The sequence below is a fragment of the Paenibacillus sp. G34 genome (genome assembly GCF_056856875.1).
This window is the reverse complement of record NZ_CM166469.1, coordinates 3,017,008-3,034,162: the sequence shown is the minus strand read 5'-3', so window position 1 is coordinate 3,034,162 and position 17,155 is coordinate 3,017,008. Positions and strand designations below refer to the sequence as shown.

Here is a 17,155-nt window from a genome sequence, read left to right as displayed (position 1 = left end):
CTGTCTGTCATATCTCGTACCCCATGAGCGATGGCGCTGCTGCCACAATTAAGTGCTCATCCCCCTTGCTCATCAGGTATTCCCTGAGGCCCGGCAGATTTACCTGTACGTACAACCTGTGCATGAATCTGGATATCTACATCCAACTCAGAGTAGATCTGCTCCCATCTCTTCTCCTGCTCCTTCCACTGTTTCGGATAATATCTGCGGAACTCCACCGCGAACTTGAACAGATCCGTTCGCATCTCTCGCTGGGATAATCGAAGGGCCGACTCTGCCATGTCTTTCAATTGTGACGCCCAGGTTTCCTCCAGCTTTTTCAGTACAGCAGGATCCGTGAGATTGCCATCTGTTGTATTCAACAACACCTCTCCCCGTGTCTGTACATCCACTTGCATACTCCACTGTTCACCCGAAATATTCGGCTTCAAAATCGTCTTCACTTCGAGCGGCTGGATCGAAAAAGAACCTCTCTCCGGCTCTACATTTACAGGCATAATAATGTTGTTTAATTCATTAGCTAGCATTAAAATGCCAATGGTTAGTGGTTCGTGTACGCTGCGATTAAACGTATCGCCCTTATAGAGACTTAGGCCTTTAATGTATGGTGTGGTTGTTAATTTATCCTGCCCCTCGTCAGGTGGAAGAGACAACATACGGGACAAAATGACAGATTCGTTAGGGCCTTCAATCGATTGTGCCAGTTCCAAAACGGTTGTCCGTGTACCCAGTTTCATATTGGCCATCTCACGCAAAGATTCGGCAGAGCTTCGTTCTAATGGATCAAGCAAAGCAAGCAGGTTTTTGGCAGGTTCAGGTGTCGAAAACACGTAAGCATGTTCCCTGATCTGAGGATAACGGAGGAAAAAATCGATATATTCACGGATGCCTTGTTTTCCGGCGTCTTCACTAATCACAATCACTTCACAGTGTCCCCAGAACATATTTCTCGGTACTTTCCGTTGCAAGCGATTTAGAGCCTCTGCGATAGTATGACCTTCAGCCGATCGAGTTAGTGTTACCCCGCTTGGGCTGCCTCCACTCCCCGTGCTGTCTCCTCCTCCGGCTTTACGGGGAATAAATATCTGTGATGTCAGCTCGATCTGATCATTTTTATAATCCACTCCGGTGACCAGTACAATGGCGAGATCATTAATCTCAATCCGATCCCAGCATGCCGTAAGGACTGTGGTGCATAAACAGATGATAAGCCATATCTTGCATACTGAAATGATTCTTTTTTTCATGGGATCAGGCATCCGTACGTTTTTTTCGCACATAAGCCCACCCCTTTTTCGCCCAAGCTATCCCGTAAGTCAACCCTGGAAGAACAAGCAAAATGGCGATCGTATACAAATTGGCTGAAGGACTAACCAAACTGGATAACCCGGAGCTGCTCGAAGCTACCCAAAACGAAAAAATCATACAGAGAAATGAGAGCGGGCTCACTAGCGGCTTGTAATCTTTCAGGCCAAACCATTCCGCTGTCGACGTCACAGATATATACAGGAACACCGAAACTTTTACATACATGCCAAAGATCCAAACGGCAATAATAAGGGATTCGATGTGTTGTAAAAAGTCCGCAATCGTAATGTACCGGGCGGCAATCATCACCGGGAAAACAAACGTATCTGTCAGATCTCCAATTAAAAAGAGACAAACCACATTAATAACGGTCATCACAATCGTTGTTGTCAATAAAGAGCCGAGCATCACACGAGCGGTTCTTTTTTTGCGATTTACATACGGCAGGAGAAAGGCAATCACGATATATTCACTGAACCAGGCGGCAGGAGCGAGTGCTCCTTTGACAGCAGGCATTGGCCCATTTTCCATAAAAGGAAACAATTCTGACGGGTGCAATTCCCCAATGAGCAGTACAAAGACGAGACCCAGCATAGCCATGACCAGTGTCACAAACACCTGTGCTGTCCTGCCTACCACTTCTATGCCAAGTCTGACATTAATCGCACAAACGAGCATCATCGTGCCCATGATCACAAACATCGGTGTGCGCGGAAGTGCATTATTGGCGATGAACTCACCATATTCCCTTATAATCAGCCCGGTTAGATGAGGCATGAACAAAATATAAATAAGTCCGACTAGCTTGCCTGGAATGAGACCAGCTACGAGTACACTGGATTGAATGAGAGATTTTCCAGGGTACATCCGTGCTAGTCCAAGTGATAACCCAATGGCGGCAAGTCCTACCACCGATCCAATAATAGGAGATAACCACATATCATGTCCGGCATAATGCATTGTAATTCCAGGTACAGACAAGATCGCAGTGGCAATAACAGCCGGGAAGATCATGAACGCCAGCTGTGTCTCCGATATTCTTCCTTGGTCAGTTAACATGAACCTTCCCGCCCCTCTGTTAAATCATTAATGCAATCTAATCCCTATCGCGGCTTGTTCCAAGGTGCTGGACGCCACCACAGATCCTTCAACCCTTTGGCATTCGTCGGTGCAACCGGAGACAGATACGGCGCGCCAAATGAGCGAAGACTGCTCAAATGAATGACGATCAAAATGATGCCCAGCATGACCCCGATCAGCCCCAGCGTTCCAGCCAAAATCATAATGGGAAAACGAAGCAGACGTGTCGATATGCTAGCAGAGTAACGAGGGATCATAAAGGATGCAATCCCTGTGATCGCAACGATGATAATCATCGGAGCGGAGACAATCCCCGCCGTCGTTGCAGCTTGTCCAATAATCAGTGCGCCAACGATACTGACCGCTGAACCTACTTGTTTCGGCAGGCGAACACCGGCTTCCCGTAACGCTTCAAAGGCAATTTCCATAATCAGTGCCTCTACAAGTGCGGGAAAAGGAATCTCCTCTCTGGCTCTAGCGATACTGAGTAGTAACACGGTAGGAATCATCTCTTGGTGATATGTCGTGATTGCGACATATGCCGAGGGCAGTAACAAGGACAGAACATAAAATACGTATCGCAGCCACCGGAGAAATACGCTCATAAACACATATTGATAATAATCTTCAGGCGACTGCAGCATGGAAAACAGCGTTACAGGAGCCACTAGTGTGAACGGTGTTCCGTCGACAAGTATGGCAAAACGTCCTTCCATCAGATTGGAGGCCACAACGTCCGGACGTTCTGTAGCAATCATTTGAGGAAAAGGTGAGAATCGCTGATCGATGATATCTTCCTCAATATACTGACTTTCCAGAATGTCCCGGACTCTTAACCGATCCAGTCGCTGCTCCACCTCTTTTACCAGCGAGGCATCAATGATACCTTCCACGTACGCAAGTGCAATGCTGGTATTGGAGCTTTCTCCAACGGTGCGTGTTCGGAATTTGAGTGCAGGCGTTTTGAGCCGTTTACGAACCAAAGAAAGATTTGTTGCGAGCGATTCGGTGAATCCGTCCCTTGCACCCCGGACCGTGGATTCAGCTAGTGGCTCCTCCGTCGAACGATTCGCGGCTTTATACAGCGGATACGTTGTTGCCACATTGGAGCCTTCCAGTAGTAGCAGCGCTTCTCCTTCCAATATCGCCTCTGCGGCCTCTTTCGACGTTTCAACGGTTTTTACGGAAGATAGAGGAACCTGAGCAGCCTCCATGCCAATCTCCTGAACTGGCGTTAGCACCTGACGCTCAAGCCGCTCCGTATCACATAAACCCACACAATATACACATAGTGCCGAGGTGAAGCCCGCGGTCTCGAATGAATGAAATATGACATCGGAACAGTCCGTAAATACGGCGCGTAATGTCTCTTCATCAATGACCAGATCCCCTGTTAAGGGCAAATCCTGCTGCGTTTCTTGTTTTTCTTGATCCGATTGTCCTTCTTGATCCGATTGATCCTTACCTTTGTTCTCTTTGTTCTCTTTGTTCTCTTTGTTCTTCTCTTTCTCTTTCTCGTTTGAATCCTGATCCGTATTTTTCTTCGCGTTTTGATCCGTATTCTGTCTTGATTTTTCGCTGTTTTCACTGTTTTCGCCGTTTTCTGTTTCTTGCTTCGAGTCCTGTTGTTCCGTGGTGCTTGTGCTTGAGTTGGTATTTGTACTTGAGTTCGTGTTTGAGTTTGTTTCTGAGTTGGTATTTGTATTTTGACTGTTTTGACTCATGGGCTTCACCCCTTTCAATCAATTTGTCCAAGTATTCTCAGTAAAAGATATCATTTGCTTCCTTCACCAGAAATATGCAGTGCGAATGACGAAAAGAGCCGCTCCGTGAGCGACTCTTTTCTAAACTACCATTTAACAAGCACTGGGCAGATTGTGTGCTCTAATTATCCCTTGACTGCACCCAATGCCACACTTCCGATAATCTGCTTGGAAAATACAGCGAACACAACAATGATCGGCAAAATTGAAATCGCTACGCCTAGATACAACAATCCGTAATCCATACCGTAGTAGCCCTGAACTAGAGCGACCAACACGGGTAGCGGATACTTATCCAGGGAGAAAAAGAGTACGAGTGGTGTCAGAAAGTTATTCCATGATCCGATAAAGGTGAAAATCCCCAGTGCCGAGATCGCTGGCCCAAGGATGGGCAGTACAATCTGATTAAACGTCCTGAACTCATTCGCACCGTCTACTCTTGACGACTCAATGATCTCATCGGGGATGCTGCTCTCCATAAACTGTTTGATAAAAAATACATTAAAAGCATTCGCCGCCGCAGGTAAAATAATCGCCGCATAACTGTCCAGTAGGCCAAGTGTACTGAACAACCGGTATACCCCGATTAGCGCCAGTTGACCCGGAACCATCATCGTGGCGAGTAGGAACAAAAATAATCCGGTTCGTCCTTTAAAATTAAACTTGGCAAAGCCGTACGCCGTTAAAGCACCAATGTACAGTGACAACACTGTGGAGCTGCCTGCGATAAAAAAACTGTTGGCGAAGCCGCGCCAGATATTGATTTTGGAAGCCATATTCACATAATTGTCTATTAGAAACGTACCTGGAAGAAACGTAAAGCTTGAAGCAATGGACGCGTTGTTATGTGTGGAATAGATCAACATGAGGTAAAACGGAATCACACACAATACAGCGAGAGCGATCAGAAACAGATAAATGAGGATTTTCCCCGGTGTCAGCCGCTGACGAAGCGCATGATGCCGAAGCACGGCATCCCGCTGCGCGGCAACCTTGGCAGTTTGCATACAATCTCTCCCTCCCTATGAACGGCTCTTCCGTTTGGTCATGATGAAGGATGCTACGGACAAGAGAATAATAATGATGAACAAACAAAATGCAATGGCAGCTCCGTAGCCAAAACGTGTGCTTTGGAACGCTACATTATATAGGTACATGATGCTGGTCATTGCCGCACGGTCCGGCCCTCCTGTACCATTGGTCAATGTAAACGGCTGGTCAAAAATCTGAATTCCCCCAATGATCGAGGTGATGATCTGAAACAATATAATCGGTTTGAGCATCGGCACGATGATGTGCAGGAAAATATGTTTTTTCTTGGCACCATCGATTTGTGCAGCTTCCTGTAGCGCGGGGTCTATCCCTTGTAATCCTGCAAGATAGATGACCATCGAGTAACCAAAGTACTGGAAGAACAGAATGGATGACACGATCAGCCGCATAAACCAAGGGTCATCTTTCCAATTGATCGGATCTTGAATTAATCCTGTCTGCACGAGAAAATGATTCAGTCCACCCGACTGCCAATCAAAGATCAGACTAACAAGCAAACCGAGCGAAGCAGCCGTTACGATGTTAGGAAAAAAGTATACCGCCCGGAAAATATCCCGTCCTTTTAACAACTTGTCGTTCAAAATAAAAGCTAGCACAAGGGATACCGTAAGTTGCGGTACAACTGACACCCCCCATATGAAGAGGGTATTAAACAACGTTTTGTAGAACAGCGGGTCCTGAAGCACGGCTACATAGTTACCAATCCCGACGAACTCAGGCGTGGTGATCCCGTCGAAATTCGTGAAACTGATATATAGCGAGTACAGAATCGGATACAGTCCGAAGATGGCAAACACGATAAAAAAAGGAGCGATAAAGTAGTACCCGAAATGGTCCTTGCGAATCGTTTTGGCAAACATACGCTGTCCTCCAATCATTAACCTGGATATGACTGCTCTTATTAATTTATCTTCCAGTAAGTTCAACTAAGCGTTTACACAAAAAACGAAGAGGACAGAACAAACCTGGAAAAGCGGAGCGTTCGCCTTTATCACCGGATTTTCCCCTTTAAAAAGGAATCAGAAAAATCTGGGGATAACAGCGATTGAAAGGTTGTTCTGTCATCGGAGTGCTTGTGTAACCATATTGGTTCAACTTACTCTTACTCTACCTCTAGTTCTGGGAACCTTAAGCGCACGTCACGTTTTATGCGTTTCACCACTTCTTCCTTCGTCTGAATATCGCCGTTCAGATACAACTGCAGCAAGTTTCTATAGATATCATTGCTGATAATGCCGTCATATTTGGTGCGTTCATACACCGGGACCTGCTTGGCTGCTTCTGAGAAAAATTCAAAATGCTTTTGTCCACCCAGATAGGCTGAAGTCAGCGAATCCGCAAGCTGGTCGTTCACGACCATGTTGCTCGTAAAGTAGTCCTGCTCCTTGGCAAGCCCTGTCAGAAATTCATGATTAAAATTGTAAAATTCGATGAATTTCCAAGCGGCATCCTTCTGGTCACTTTGGTTATACATCGCAATGTAGGTTCCTCCTGAACTGAAGGACGAAGGCCCGTGTGCCAAGCCCCATAACCCTTCGGTATCGGGTGCGTTCGCTTTGAATGTAAACTGTAATCCCCAAGTCGCCGCAGGATAGAACATCACTTCACCTTTTTGCATGGACGCTGCATACCCTGCACTTCCATCCTCGTACTCAGCCAGCACACGGCGCTCCCTTGCCTCACGTACCAGATCAAGCACCTTCATGTACGTGGGATCAATGACGAGCTTCCCATCTTTCACCCAAGGAATGCCACCGTACGAGTTGGCTATTCCATTCCAGTTCGCCAGTGCATGTACCTTGTTGCCACTTTGTTCTTCTACTTTTTCTCCGATGGTAAAGATTTTTTCCCATGTATCAATCTGAGCACTTACCTTCTGCGGATCATCTGTACCCAGATATTCCTTCGCCAGATCACGGCGATAATAGATACCTCCAGGTGTACCCTGATAACCGAGGGCCCTTACGTTCCCCTCACTATCCTTCTCATTGGCCTGCACAAAAGGATATTGTTCCTTAATTAACTCGTCCGCGTTATACGGCGGTGGTGACAGGTTTTCCAAATAGGGCACATCGATCAGTTCCCGGATATTTGCGTTTTCGATCATGAACACATCGGGAGCCTTCGAACTGGTCTGTAGTGCTGATTTGAGTTTGGTGAGGTAAAAGTTGCCCGGAATGTTAACGAAATTCACTTTGATATCCGGATACTTTTCTTCGAATCTTTTAATGGCATAACCTGCTTCATCTGTGAAACTCCAGACTGTGATTTCCTGCTTCTTGGATCCATTAGACGCTCCTGTCTGGCAACCTGATAACAGCATTATTGCGCCTGCAAGCACCATGACTGGTACAGCACATCGCTTGAACCATTTCTTCATAAAGTACCCTCCCTAAAAAGGAAACGCTTACAATTTATTTGAGTATAAGAATTTGAGCGGTATCTTTCTCCACAAATATTGTCAATTAGCCTTGATATTTTGCGATATTGGAGCGGTGACGTTTACGAAATTCGGACGGTGTGCAGTGATTATATTTTTTAAAAAGGCGATTATAAGAGTTCACATTGTTGAATCCATGACTGATTGCAATCTCCAAAATGGATTCCTGCCGAAACAGGAGCGCCCACTCCGACTTGATAATGCGAAAATGATTCAAATATTCCATTAGCGTGATACCCTTGATTTCTTTAAATAGTTTGCAGATATGGAACTTGCTGAATTTCATATGTTCTGCCACCTGCTCCAGCTTAATCGGTTCGGCATAGTGCTCTTCCAGATACTCGCATACCGATTCGAGAAACTCGAACTTCTTGGAGGATACACAAGGCCAGCATGGCGACGTATCTAATTGTGAAGCCTGCGGCGTGGTACGAAGTAACAAGACGATCAGATCATATAGCCGAGATACCATAAGCCAGCGGTAACCGGGTTTTTGATTTGTTTTCTCCGCGGCAATCGCATCAATATAAGGACTGGGGTTAGATTGACTGCCCGACGGAATGATGGACGTTTGATTCAAAAGCGTTCCCAGCTCCTGTATCTCCGCTTCACTCGTAAAGCTCCCGGTTAACAATTCAAGCCGAAACAACAAAATCGTCAGCCTTCCGGTGCCTGGCATAAAATAATGCACATCCCCCGGCTTGATTAGAATCATATCCCCTTGGTTCAGTTCAAAGAATTGCTCATTTACACCAATCCGTGCATGTTTTCCAGTCACGACAACAAGTTCCACTTCATCATGCCAATGTGCGGCATAATTGAATTCTGCACCTGTATAAATTAACCGAATGGGAAATCCCTCAGCCATGTGACCTGTTTCCAGAAAAGTAGGTACGCCCATAATATTTGCCTCCTCTTTTTTCCTCACACATCTGTCTGATGTTTCTGTTTCTATTCTTATGCCTGATTGGACTCACCCTTTTCTCATATTCTAACTAAAATTGGGCCAAACATCCAAATCATCAAATCGCTTCGGTTAGGGATATCTGATGTTAACATGTTAATATAAGCTATGGAAATCTCAGGTGAAATCGGAGTGACTAGATATGAAATTCAGCGAGTTTAAAATAGGGCAACGTTACGAAACAGGATCTGTGGTTTTAACAAGAGAAGACATCATTCGGTTTGCCGAAATGTATGATCCGCAATATATGCATCTGGATGAGGAAAAAGCGAAGCAAGGTCGCTTTGGCAGCCTGATTGCATCAGGGATACAAACATTAAACGTTTCTTTTAAACTGTGGATTGAGGTTGGCGTATATGGTGAGCATATCATCGCTGGAACGGACATGAACCAGATTCAGTTTCTGAAACCGGTCTATCCAGGGGACGAGCTCCACGTTATCGCTGAAGTCACCGAGCTTCGTCCGAGACGAACCGGGAACGGTAAGGTGACTGTACTTCTCAGCACCTATAACCAAAAAGGTCAGAACGTCTTTCGGGCAGAATTGAGTGCACTGGTGGATAATTAAGCTACGAAGGTAAGTAAGATGACATGTGCATACATGAGAATAGATGCAGCTTTGTGAGGATAGCTTCGGTCTAAGGAGCTTACAGAAAAAGCCGCCCAGGGGCGGCTTTCGGAATCCTTCTGCAACAGAAGTTTGCGTAGAAGATTGATTCTCAATAGAGGACGTTTTACGAAAACGAGTTTCTTAAAACTTGTCCAAGGATTTCCACACCTTTGGCAATTTGCTCATCGGATGGTGTTGAAAAATTCAATCGAATTGCGTTGCATGGGTCTTGTTCATTGACGAGGAACGCATTTCCTGGAACAACAGCCACTCCTTGGGCAGCCGCCGTTTTGGCATATTCCACCATCGGAACATGAGCAGGCAGATCACACCAGAGGAACAGTCCTCCATCTGGACGGGTATAGGTCACAGCGTCACCCAAGTGCTCCTGCAGCTTGTCCATCATGAGAGTTGCCTTCCTGCGATAGACTTGGCGAATGTGGTTAATATGCCCTGCATAATCATACTCGGTCATGAAGCGATGAGCCAGGATCTGCGGAAGCATCGCTGTATGTACATCTTCTCCCTGCTTGGCTACAACCATTTTTTCCACAACTTCATGCGGAGCCTGTACAAAACCCACCCGAAGTCCGGCCGACAAAATTTTGGAGAACGATCCGACATAGATCACTAAGCCATCCTCGTCCATCGATTTAATGGTCGGCACGTCCTCACCATTGAATCGCAGTTCCCCGTAAGGGTTATCTTCCAAAATCATCACGCCATATTTTTTCGCCAATGCATAGATCGATTTGCGTTTTTCCAGACTTGTTGTTACCCCTGTTGGGTTCTGAAAGCTTGGGATGACATAGATCATTTTTACATTCGGCTCGGTTTGTAGCGCTTGTTCTAACTTATCAATATCCATGCCATCCATTTCCATCGGAACACCCGCCAGCTTCGCACCGGAAGCACGGAAGGAATTCAAGGAGCCAATGAAGCTGGGACTTTCACAGATAATCGTATCGCCCTCATTACACAGAACTTTACATGCAAGCTCAATCCCTTGTTGTGCTCCGGACACGATAAAAAGCTGGTCCGATGGCTTACCTGTGTTAAAATTCCGCTCCAAATGCTGCTGGAGTGCCTCGCGCAACGGTACATAACCTTCCGTGATACCGTATTGCAATGCTGTAACCGGGTCTTGTTCCAGAATCGACTGGGTGAAGCTACGAATCGCTTCAATCGGGAACGTCTCCGGCGCGGGATTACCCGCGGAGAATGGAATTACATTTTGGCCTGAAGAAGCTTTCAGGATTTCACGAATAATCGACGGCTGCAATGATGCAATCCGGTTGGAAAAGGTATAATTCATCTTCATTAACATCCTCTCGGCAACTGGTCTGATCTCTGTCTCGAATGATACATTAGACACTATTATACGAGCATTTCTCGATTTTCCAAAGCACCTATCGTCAAGTTACATACAAATTGTTTTGAATCCAGCCTTATAGGTGCTCAAACGATGTCCTCAAATAACGACAAAAAGCCGCCATCGGCAGCTTTATTTCATCTCGGATAGTCTCGTAGCTTTGACAACATAGGTAGCCAATCCAGGGAAAAGTCGAGCCAAAGTCGGGTAAAAGCGATTGGTTTTCGCAAAAGCAAGATTTTGAATGGTTCTCGCCCTTCGAAGCAATGGAGCAAACTCACGATTGGCTTCCAGTGTGTACTCGCTTTGCCACTCGGTGTAGTCTATTTCGTCCTTAAGATATGCATCCGTCCAGCGTGAACATAGGATCGAAGAACGAAGGGCAATGGACATTCCATCTCCGCATAGGGGTGGAATCACCATCATCGCATCTCCAGTATGGGGATAATCGGACCAGGGCTCTGGGACGTTGGATAGCTGTAATGGTGCAACAGATACTTGGGTTCCCTGAACGGTTTCACCTTCTGCCAGACGGGCTGCGAGACTTGAATTTGTCATGGATGCGGCGTGTAAAATTTCCGGCACTGACTTGCCACTCCCTTGCACGGAATCCAGCGTCAGGAGCGCTGCAACGTTGACTGTATCATTTTCAATAGGAGAGATTCCAACATAACCTCCATCGCAAAAATAGAGTTCTACTCTCGCTGGTATGTCAATGCCTCTGTAATGAGATTTAACACCGACATAGATCGTCTCGTCTCGGAGTGCTTCTGCGCTGTTTGATCCTCGCAGTTTTTTACTACCGTATGCTCCGATGACAGCCTTAGCTTGATAACATATCCGTTCGTTACCCTGTTTGACCTCAACTTCATAACGATGATCCTCAAGTTGCCGAACAGAGGTGATGTTCACTTTGCTTAAAATTTCAGCTCCCGCAACGTGTGCCTGCTGGTGCAGCTGCTGATCCAGCTCATACCGGCTTATACCGTATGCAAATCCGGGCAAAGGTGCTTCAATCTCCCCACCATCCGGCATCGTAATTCGGGCATGATCCATGCTGCTGGGGGACATCTGTTGCTCCAGCAGATGAATGCCCAGATGCTCCAGCATCTCCCTCGTTTCGGGAGACATGAACTCTCCGCATGTTTTATGACGTGGAAACTGCTGACGATCCAGCAGCAGCGTTCGATGTCCTTGCCGCGCCAGTTCGATGGCACAGCTACTGCCCGCAATACCCGCCCCGATAATGATCACATCCGTTGATCTCGTCACGTTAATACACCTCCCTTTTGAGGAATCACCACAGAATATCGGAATAACGGTTTCCACTCATAGGTCATCGTGTCATGGTTCAACCGTTGCTTAAGTTCCTGCCAATCTTGGTCTGTGAATCCCTTCGCCACCGATAGCGGCCCATCGTGATGGATATAACGATTACGCGAGATAAGTCTTGTTGTAATCCATACCGCCTTATAAGACACGGTATGACGGTGGATATCATTGATAACGACCCCATATCTGGAAGCTCGTAGCATATGAGAAACCATGTCGACAAGCTGCTCTCCCTCAAAGTGGTGAATAAACTGCGATCCTGTCACAATATCAGCCGAAGCATCGGGTAGTCCCGTCAGATCAGCACGTTGTACTCGAACACGGGGCTCGTGACGGAATAGCTCTCTGGCCTCTTCACAGGCCTCTTCCGTCAGATCCACCAACGTAATATGCATATCTATACCTTGATCCTTCGCCCATTGCAGCAACTTCAGATTCACATCTCCTGAACCGGCGCCCACATCCAGAATTGTCAGTTTATCCGGTCTACCCATGGAGTTCCATAATTTATCGATGCCGCAAACTGTGGGGCCGGGCGCGGCAAATATTTTGTTCAACCGCCGTAAATGCCGCAACGCTTCACGCAATTCTTCTCCGCCCATGGAGAAGTCATCCATCAATTCTTCTTCCTTGGCCCGACTGCCCAATCTTCTAAAGAAGGACATGAGCCTGCTCCTCCATTACCGATGTTATAGCCGGAACATAAGTGAATTTCATTAATTCTGCCGTAAGTCCGGGCCCAAAAGCCATCGCCACGCCTTCGGTAGACAACTGTTCCCTCTTTTTCATATCCATACGCATCGCCTGAAGCACAAACAGAATCGTATTCGAGGACAAATTACCGTAATCTTTCAAAATATCCCGACTGTACTTCGTCTGTTCCGGTCTTAGACTCATGACTTCCTGCACAGAATCTACGATTCCTCGTCCGCCGGGATGGATCGCCCACAGTTCGGGAAGATGTTCGCTCTGTAGCAAAAGATTCAACTCCCCTTGTAGATGGTTTCCCAGCAACTTCGGAATCCGGGGCGACAGATGCAGATCATATCCGTAATCAGCCACTTCCCAAGTCATGTCCTCCGTCGAATCAGGTAACAGCACTGAATATCCGGTTCCCAGAGTCAGGTAGTCTCTGTGCCCCGCTTCTGGCGTACCCACGATGGATGCAGAAGCTGCGTCCCCAAAAAATGATGCCGCAAACAGTGCTTCACGATCCTTTACCGGCTGGAAATGAAGTGTACATAGCTCCACGCAAACGATTAATACTTGAGAACCTGGCGCACCTTGCACAACGTCACGCGCCATCTGTATGGCTTTTAATCCTGCAGCACAGCCTTGAAAAATAAGCGGTAATCGATTCACACGAGCAGAAAGCCCGAAGTGTTGGATTAGTTGAACGTCGAGTCCTGGCAAATACTGCCCCGTACAGCTAACGGTTATCATGTGAGTTATCGTTTCGGGAGAGATCCGCGCGTCCTGCATCGCTTCTTCCGCTGCCTTGATCGCCAGAGGGAGCGCTTCCCGCTGGTATGTATCCATTCGTTGCCGTGTCGTCGGAATCTCAGGCTGTTCACTCGAAGAGATATAAAGACATTCTTCCAAAGAGCCAAGATAACTCGGTTCGACGGTATATCGTGTTTCTACACCGCATGATCTGAAAATGCGCTTGGCAAAGCGTGCTAGATCCGGTCGATCATGTAGTGAAGAAGAGATGAGCTCCGCGATTTCCGGCTGAGCTACCTTGTGCGGTGGGAGAGCTGTCCCCATACCAAGGATGGCAATATCACTCGGGTTGTTTGGATTCATAATAACCTCCTGAATTTGGTTATGATTTCCTGCAATTAACACCTCTTACCCCTAATGAAAAGGTTATAATCCCCAAAATGATATTGATACATATAAAACATCTACACAATGGATTGAAAACGTAACGTAACATCACCGTTTCTCAATAACGAGTTCTTAGCTATGATTGTATATTTTATTAAGATGCCTGCTTACTCAGAAGCCCTGTTTAGAGAACTTTAAAAGTTCATAGAAAAAACACCTTCTAGATGAATTATTCCACTGCAGATCGCATGCGGCTATGATCATCTTTAGAAGGTGTGACATTTTACTATATTTTTTTGTTCATCATACGAAAGTTCGCATGCTTGCGGCTCTAATATTCCCCTTTTATCTTAGACACATGCACGGCTAAAAGTGTGCTTCAACTTGTCACTCATCAGATACCACGCATCTTCAGCCATCTGAAGATCGCCATGATGTGTAAAACCGTGTACTGCCCCTGCGTACTCTTTGTGGGTCACCTTTACACCGTCTGCCTCCAGCTTCGACGCGTATGTACGTGCCTCTTGGGCAAGAGAATCTCTCTCTGCAGTAATAATCAAAGCCTCTGGCAAATTGGAGAATGAATCGGCGAGTACAGGAGAAGCTAGCGGATTCGAAGCATCCTCGGGTTTCATCAGATACATCGCATTAAACGTCCTAGCCACATGGGCTGGAATCGCCTCTGGAAAATCAGGCTTCTCCGCCGGGTCTGTTGCCAGATCCAGCACAGCATAATCGATAATCTGGAGCAGGATCGGGAACTCATTCCCACGTTCCCGATTAAGCAAACACACCGCCGCAGCCAGATTACCTCCCGCACTATGACCCCCAATAGCGAACATGGATGCATTTGCAGAGAACTCGTCTGCATTGGTTTGCATCCATTTCACCACGTCATAACATTCGTAGACGGCCGTCGGGAATTTATGTTCAGGCGCTAACTTGTAATCGATGTTCACCACTAGACATGCCGCACGATCTGCCATCAAACGACACCAGGAGTCATCTCCATCCGCTTGACCTAGTACAAACCCTCCACCATGCATGTTAAAAAATACGGGCCATGTTAAGGTATCTGTTTGTTTTCGATTCGGCACATATACCAGCACTCGCGTTTCTCCAGCGGAAGTTGGGATCATGTATTCTTTTACTGTAACATCATATGTAACACTTGGCTGGAGGCCCTGATCATTGCCTGAGCTATGCTGACGCATTTGTTGAACCATGGCTATCTGCTGCTGTTGTTGATCCATTCACATTCACTCCTTCATTTTATTGCAAACAGGTGAAAGTTATTGAAATTGCATCTGGCTTTATGTTCTCTATTCGCTCAGTGTCTCCTGAATCCTCTTAGGCAGCTTCTGCACAATCAGGTCATAGGAATGATCAATCATGGCATAAATGTCCTCATTGGATAAGGAGTCATCCAGCATGACGGTATTCCAGTGCTTTTTGTTCATATGGTAACCGGGCTTGACGGCTTCATGTTGCTCTCTCAGATTCTCCGCGATGATCGGATCACACTTTAGATTCAAGCGGCTATTCTCTCCATTCCCTTCAAACAAAAGTGCAAACATTTTGTCCGCTACCTTGATCACAGCTGTTTCAGGTCCAAAAGGAAAATCTTTAACTGCTCCTTTTTTAGCAAGACAATACTCAAAAATGCTATCAATCACAGTGCTGCCTCCCTTTTTCAAAAAATCGACTCGTTCATCTTTTATTTTAAACGAATGTATGTTTGTATGTAAATGTGATTCAGCTAGATGGATAGAACAAAACCTCCTCCTAGAGAATCGGAGAAGGCTTGTTTTATTGTCGATTTATTGTTGTTGTATTACAACTTGATTTATAAATTGTTTTTCAATCCATCATTCTTCTGGTTCTTTATCTTTGCTCCGTTATTTGGCTTGGTCGCTACGTGACTTCCCTCGGCGCTGCTGGCTCTGATACGAAGAACGACTGCTTGTTTTTCTGTGCTCCCCTTTAGGGGTTGTGCGAGATGACTCTCCACCTTTGTAGGGATTCGACTGCTCGCTACGCGCAGAACGTGAACCATTCGTATGGCGATCCTCGGCTCTACTGCCGGATGCCGTTTTATCCCGTTTGGTAAACCATTCGGACTTCGGTTTGCGAGCCGGATTTGTTTTATTTTTAGCAGGCTTGCCGCCGTAAGTTTTGGAAGCCGGTTTCGTTGAACTCATCTGTGCAAATACAGGCATGTTCGTCATCGGATAAGGGTGGTCCTTCACTTCAGGGATCGATTTTTTGATCACTTTCTCGATATCTTTCAGAAAAGGAAGTTCATCCTTCTCACAGAACGAGATTGCCATTCCGCTTTTCCCAGCGCGGCCCGTTCGCCCAATACGGTGAACATAAGTCTCCGGAATGTTTGGCAGATTGAAGTTAATGACGTGTGTCAATTCTTCAACATCGATTCCTCTTGCCGCAATGTCAGTTGCGACCAGCACACGCGTTACACCGCTTTTAAAATTGTTCAGAGCCCGCTGGCGTTCATTCTGCGACTTGTTGCCATGAATGGCCTGTGCCGTCACGTTAATTTTAGCCAAATCCCGCGTAACCCGATCAGCCCCACGTTTCGTGCGGGTGAATACCAGTGCAGAAGCTATCGATTCATCCTGTAAAATATGATTCAACATATTCTGTTTCTTGCCATGCTCCAGCAAATATACAGATTGTTTGATACGATCTACCGTTGACGAAACTGGAGTAATCTCCACTTTGACTGGATTCACCAGCAAGGTTTGTACCATTTTGACAATCTCCGGCGGCATCGTTGCTGAGAAAAACAAGGTCTGTTTTTTGTTTGGCATCTTGGCAATAATGCGTTTCACATCATGGATAAAGCCCATATCCAGCATACGGTCAGCTTCATCCAGTACGAGAATCTCCACCATTTTCAGATCAATCTGCTTCTGATTCACCAGATCCATCAAACGTCCAGGCGTAGCAATGACAATATCTGCCCCTTGCTGTAATGCACGTTCTTGCACCTTTTGAGATACTCCGCCTACAATTGCAACCGAACGAATGTCGGTGTATCTACTGTAGACTTTAATGTTATCGGATATCTGAATGGCAAGTTCTCGGGTCGGGGACAAAATAAGCGAGCGTATCGCACGAATAGACTTGGATCTTTTATCTGCCGGCTTTCCTGGAGCTTCTTGTTTCCCTTGACCGCGTTCACTCAACAACTGAATAATGGGCACCGAAAATGCAGCAGTCTTGCCTGTCCCCGTTTGAGCACAGCCGAGTAAATCTCTCCCCGCAAGCACTGCTGGTATGGACTGCTCCTGAATTGGAGTAGGTTTGGTATAGTTAGCTTTTTTCAACCCTTCCAAAATCGGAGGGATAATATTTAATTCCTGAAATGTCATGTTATCTC

Annotated in this window: 15 protein-coding genes; 1 reads left to right on the top strand and 14 read right to left on the bottom strand. The window is 46.3% G+C overall.

Translation table 11 applies throughout. From position 1 onward, the window contains the following. Positions 1-56: 56 nt before the first annotated feature. From AC1VYS_RS13800 to AC1VYS_RS13770, 7 genes are all read right to left on the bottom strand, one after another. Complete coding sequence (locus AC1VYS_RS13800; protein WP_482934528.1) at positions 57-1,259, bottom strand: Ger(x)C family spore germination protein; 1,203 nt, start codon at positions 1,257-1,259, stop codon at positions 57-59. Beyond that, positions 1,252-2,367, bottom strand: coding sequence for a GerAB/ArcD/ProY family transporter (locus AC1VYS_RS13795; protein WP_482914732.1), 1,116 nt, complete (start codon positions 2,365-2,367; stop codon positions 1,252-1,254). The genes AC1VYS_RS13800 and AC1VYS_RS13795 overlap by 8 nt, the downstream gene beginning before the upstream one ends. Before the next feature lie 44 nt (positions 2,368-2,411). After that, positions 2,412-4,112, bottom strand: a complete 1,701-nt coding sequence (locus tag AC1VYS_RS13790; protein ID WP_482914731.1) for a spore germination protein — start codon at positions 4,110-4,112, stop codon at positions 2,412-2,414. Between the two features lie 164 nt (positions 4,113-4,276). Continuing rightward, on the bottom strand, positions 4,277-5,158 hold the full coding sequence (locus AC1VYS_RS13785) for a carbohydrate ABC transporter permease (protein ID WP_482914730.1): 882 nt from the start codon (positions 5,156-5,158) through the stop codon (positions 4,277-4,279). 15 nt (positions 5,159-5,173) lie between these two features. Further along, the gene (locus AC1VYS_RS13780; RefSeq protein WP_445645457.1) at positions 5,174-6,064 is read right to left on the bottom strand and encodes a carbohydrate ABC transporter permease; all 891 of its coding nucleotides are present in this window, start codon (positions 6,062-6,064) and stop codon (positions 5,174-5,176) included. 242 nt (positions 6,065-6,306) lie between these two features. Then, complete coding sequence (locus tag AC1VYS_RS13775; protein WP_482914729.1) at positions 6,307-7,584, bottom strand: ABC transporter substrate-binding protein; 1,278 nt, start codon at positions 7,582-7,584, stop codon at positions 6,307-6,309. Positions 7,585-7,669: 85 nt separating this feature from the next. Beyond that, the gene (locus AC1VYS_RS13770; RefSeq protein WP_482914728.1) at positions 7,670-8,545 is read right to left on the bottom strand and encodes an AraC family transcriptional regulator; all 876 of its coding nucleotides are present in this window, start codon (positions 8,543-8,545) and stop codon (positions 7,670-7,672) included. Between the two features lie 205 nt (positions 8,546-8,750). On the opposite strand from AC1VYS_RS13770, the gene AC1VYS_RS13765 reads away from it, so the two are divergent. After that, complete coding sequence (locus AC1VYS_RS13765) at positions 8,751-9,176, top strand: MaoC family dehydratase (RefSeq protein ID WP_482914727.1); 426 nt, start codon at positions 8,751-8,753, stop codon at positions 9,174-9,176. A gap of 166 nt (positions 9,177-9,342) precedes the next feature. Here AC1VYS_RS13765 and AC1VYS_RS13760 read toward each other — a convergent pair whose 3' ends face one another. The 7 genes from AC1VYS_RS13760 to AC1VYS_RS13730 form a co-directional block, all read right to left on the bottom strand. Then, entirely contained in the window at positions 9,343-10,533 is a 1,191-nt protein-coding gene (locus tag AC1VYS_RS13760) for an aminotransferase-like domain-containing protein (RefSeq protein WP_482914726.1), read from the bottom strand. A 189-nt stretch (positions 10,534-10,722) separates the two neighbouring features. After that, positions 10,723-11,862 carry an NAD(P)/FAD-dependent oxidoreductase gene (locus tag AC1VYS_RS13755; RefSeq protein ID WP_482914725.1) on the bottom strand — a complete coding sequence of 380 codons (1,140 nt, stop codon included), beginning with the start codon at positions 11,860-11,862 and terminating at the stop codon, positions 10,723-10,725. Next, entirely contained in the window at positions 11,859-12,587 is a 729-nt protein-coding gene (locus tag AC1VYS_RS13750; RefSeq protein WP_482914724.1) for a methyltransferase domain-containing protein, read from the bottom strand. The genes AC1VYS_RS13755 and AC1VYS_RS13750 overlap by 4 nt, the downstream gene beginning before the upstream one ends. Further along, on the bottom strand, positions 12,574-13,728 hold the full coding sequence (locus tag AC1VYS_RS13745) for a type III polyketide synthase (protein WP_482914723.1): 1,155 nt from the start codon (positions 13,726-13,728) through the stop codon (positions 12,574-12,576). The genes AC1VYS_RS13750 and AC1VYS_RS13745 overlap by 14 nt, the downstream gene beginning before the upstream one ends. Before the next feature lie 374 nt (positions 13,729-14,102). Further along, positions 14,103-15,005 carry an alpha/beta hydrolase gene (locus tag AC1VYS_RS13740; protein ID WP_482914722.1) on the bottom strand — a complete coding sequence of 301 codons (903 nt, stop codon included), beginning with the start codon at positions 15,003-15,005 and terminating at the stop codon, positions 14,103-14,105. 69 nt (positions 15,006-15,074) lie between these two features. Next, entirely contained in the window at positions 15,075-15,428 is a 354-nt protein-coding gene (locus AC1VYS_RS13735) for an MmcQ/YjbR family DNA-binding protein (protein ID WP_482914721.1), read from the bottom strand. A gap of 222 nt (positions 15,429-15,650) precedes the next feature. After that, positions 15,651-17,147, bottom strand: coding sequence for a DEAD/DEAH box helicase (locus AC1VYS_RS13730; RefSeq protein WP_482914720.1), 1,497 nt, complete (start codon positions 17,145-17,147; stop codon positions 15,651-15,653). Between the last annotated feature and the right edge of the window lie 8 nt (positions 17,148-17,155).

Coding starts and splice junctions, on each gene's coding strand:
- AC1VYS_RS13800 (WP_482934528.1), bottom strand. CDS start 1,259: ATGCCTGATCCCATGAAAAAAAGAATCATTTCAGTATGCAAGATATGG.
- AC1VYS_RS13795 (WP_482914732.1), bottom strand. CDS start 2,367: ATGTTAACTGACCAAGGAAGAATATCGGAGACACAGCTGGCGTTCATG.
- AC1VYS_RS13790 (WP_482914731.1), bottom strand. CDS start 4,112: ATGAGTCAAAACAGTCAAAATACAAATACCAACTCAGAAACAAACTCA.
- AC1VYS_RS13785 (WP_482914730.1), bottom strand. CDS start 5,158: ATGCAAACTGCCAAGGTTGCCGCGCAGCGGGATGCCGTGCTTCGGCAT.
- AC1VYS_RS13780 (WP_445645457.1), bottom strand. CDS start 6,064: ATGTTTGCCAAAACGATTCGCAAGGACCATTTCGGGTACTACTTTATC.
- AC1VYS_RS13775 (WP_482914729.1), bottom strand. CDS start 7,584: ATGAAGAAATGGTTCAAGCGATGTGCTGTACCAGTCATGGTGCTTGCA.
- AC1VYS_RS13770 (WP_482914728.1), bottom strand. CDS start 8,545: ATGGGCGTACCTACTTTTCTGGAAACAGGTCACATGGCTGAGGGATTT.
- AC1VYS_RS13765 (WP_482914727.1), top strand. CDS start 8,751: ATGAAATTCAGCGAGTTTAAAATAGGGCAACGTTACGAAACAGGATCT.
- AC1VYS_RS13760 (WP_482914726.1), bottom strand. CDS start 10,533: ATGAATTATACCTTTTCCAACCGGATTGCATCATTGCAGCCGTCGATT.
- AC1VYS_RS13750 (WP_482914724.1), bottom strand. CDS start 12,587: ATGTCCTTCTTTAGAAGATTGGGCAGTCGGGCCAAGGAAGAAGAATTG.
- AC1VYS_RS13745 (WP_482914723.1), bottom strand. CDS start 13,728: ATGAATCCAAACAACCCGAGTGATATTGCCATCCTTGGTATGGGGACA.
- AC1VYS_RS13740 (WP_482914722.1), bottom strand. CDS start 15,005: ATGGATCAACAACAGCAGCAGATAGCCATGGTTCAACAAATGCGTCAG.
- AC1VYS_RS13730 (WP_482914720.1), bottom strand. CDS start 17,147: ATGACATTTCAGGAATTAAATATTATCCCTCCGATTTTGGAAGGGTTG.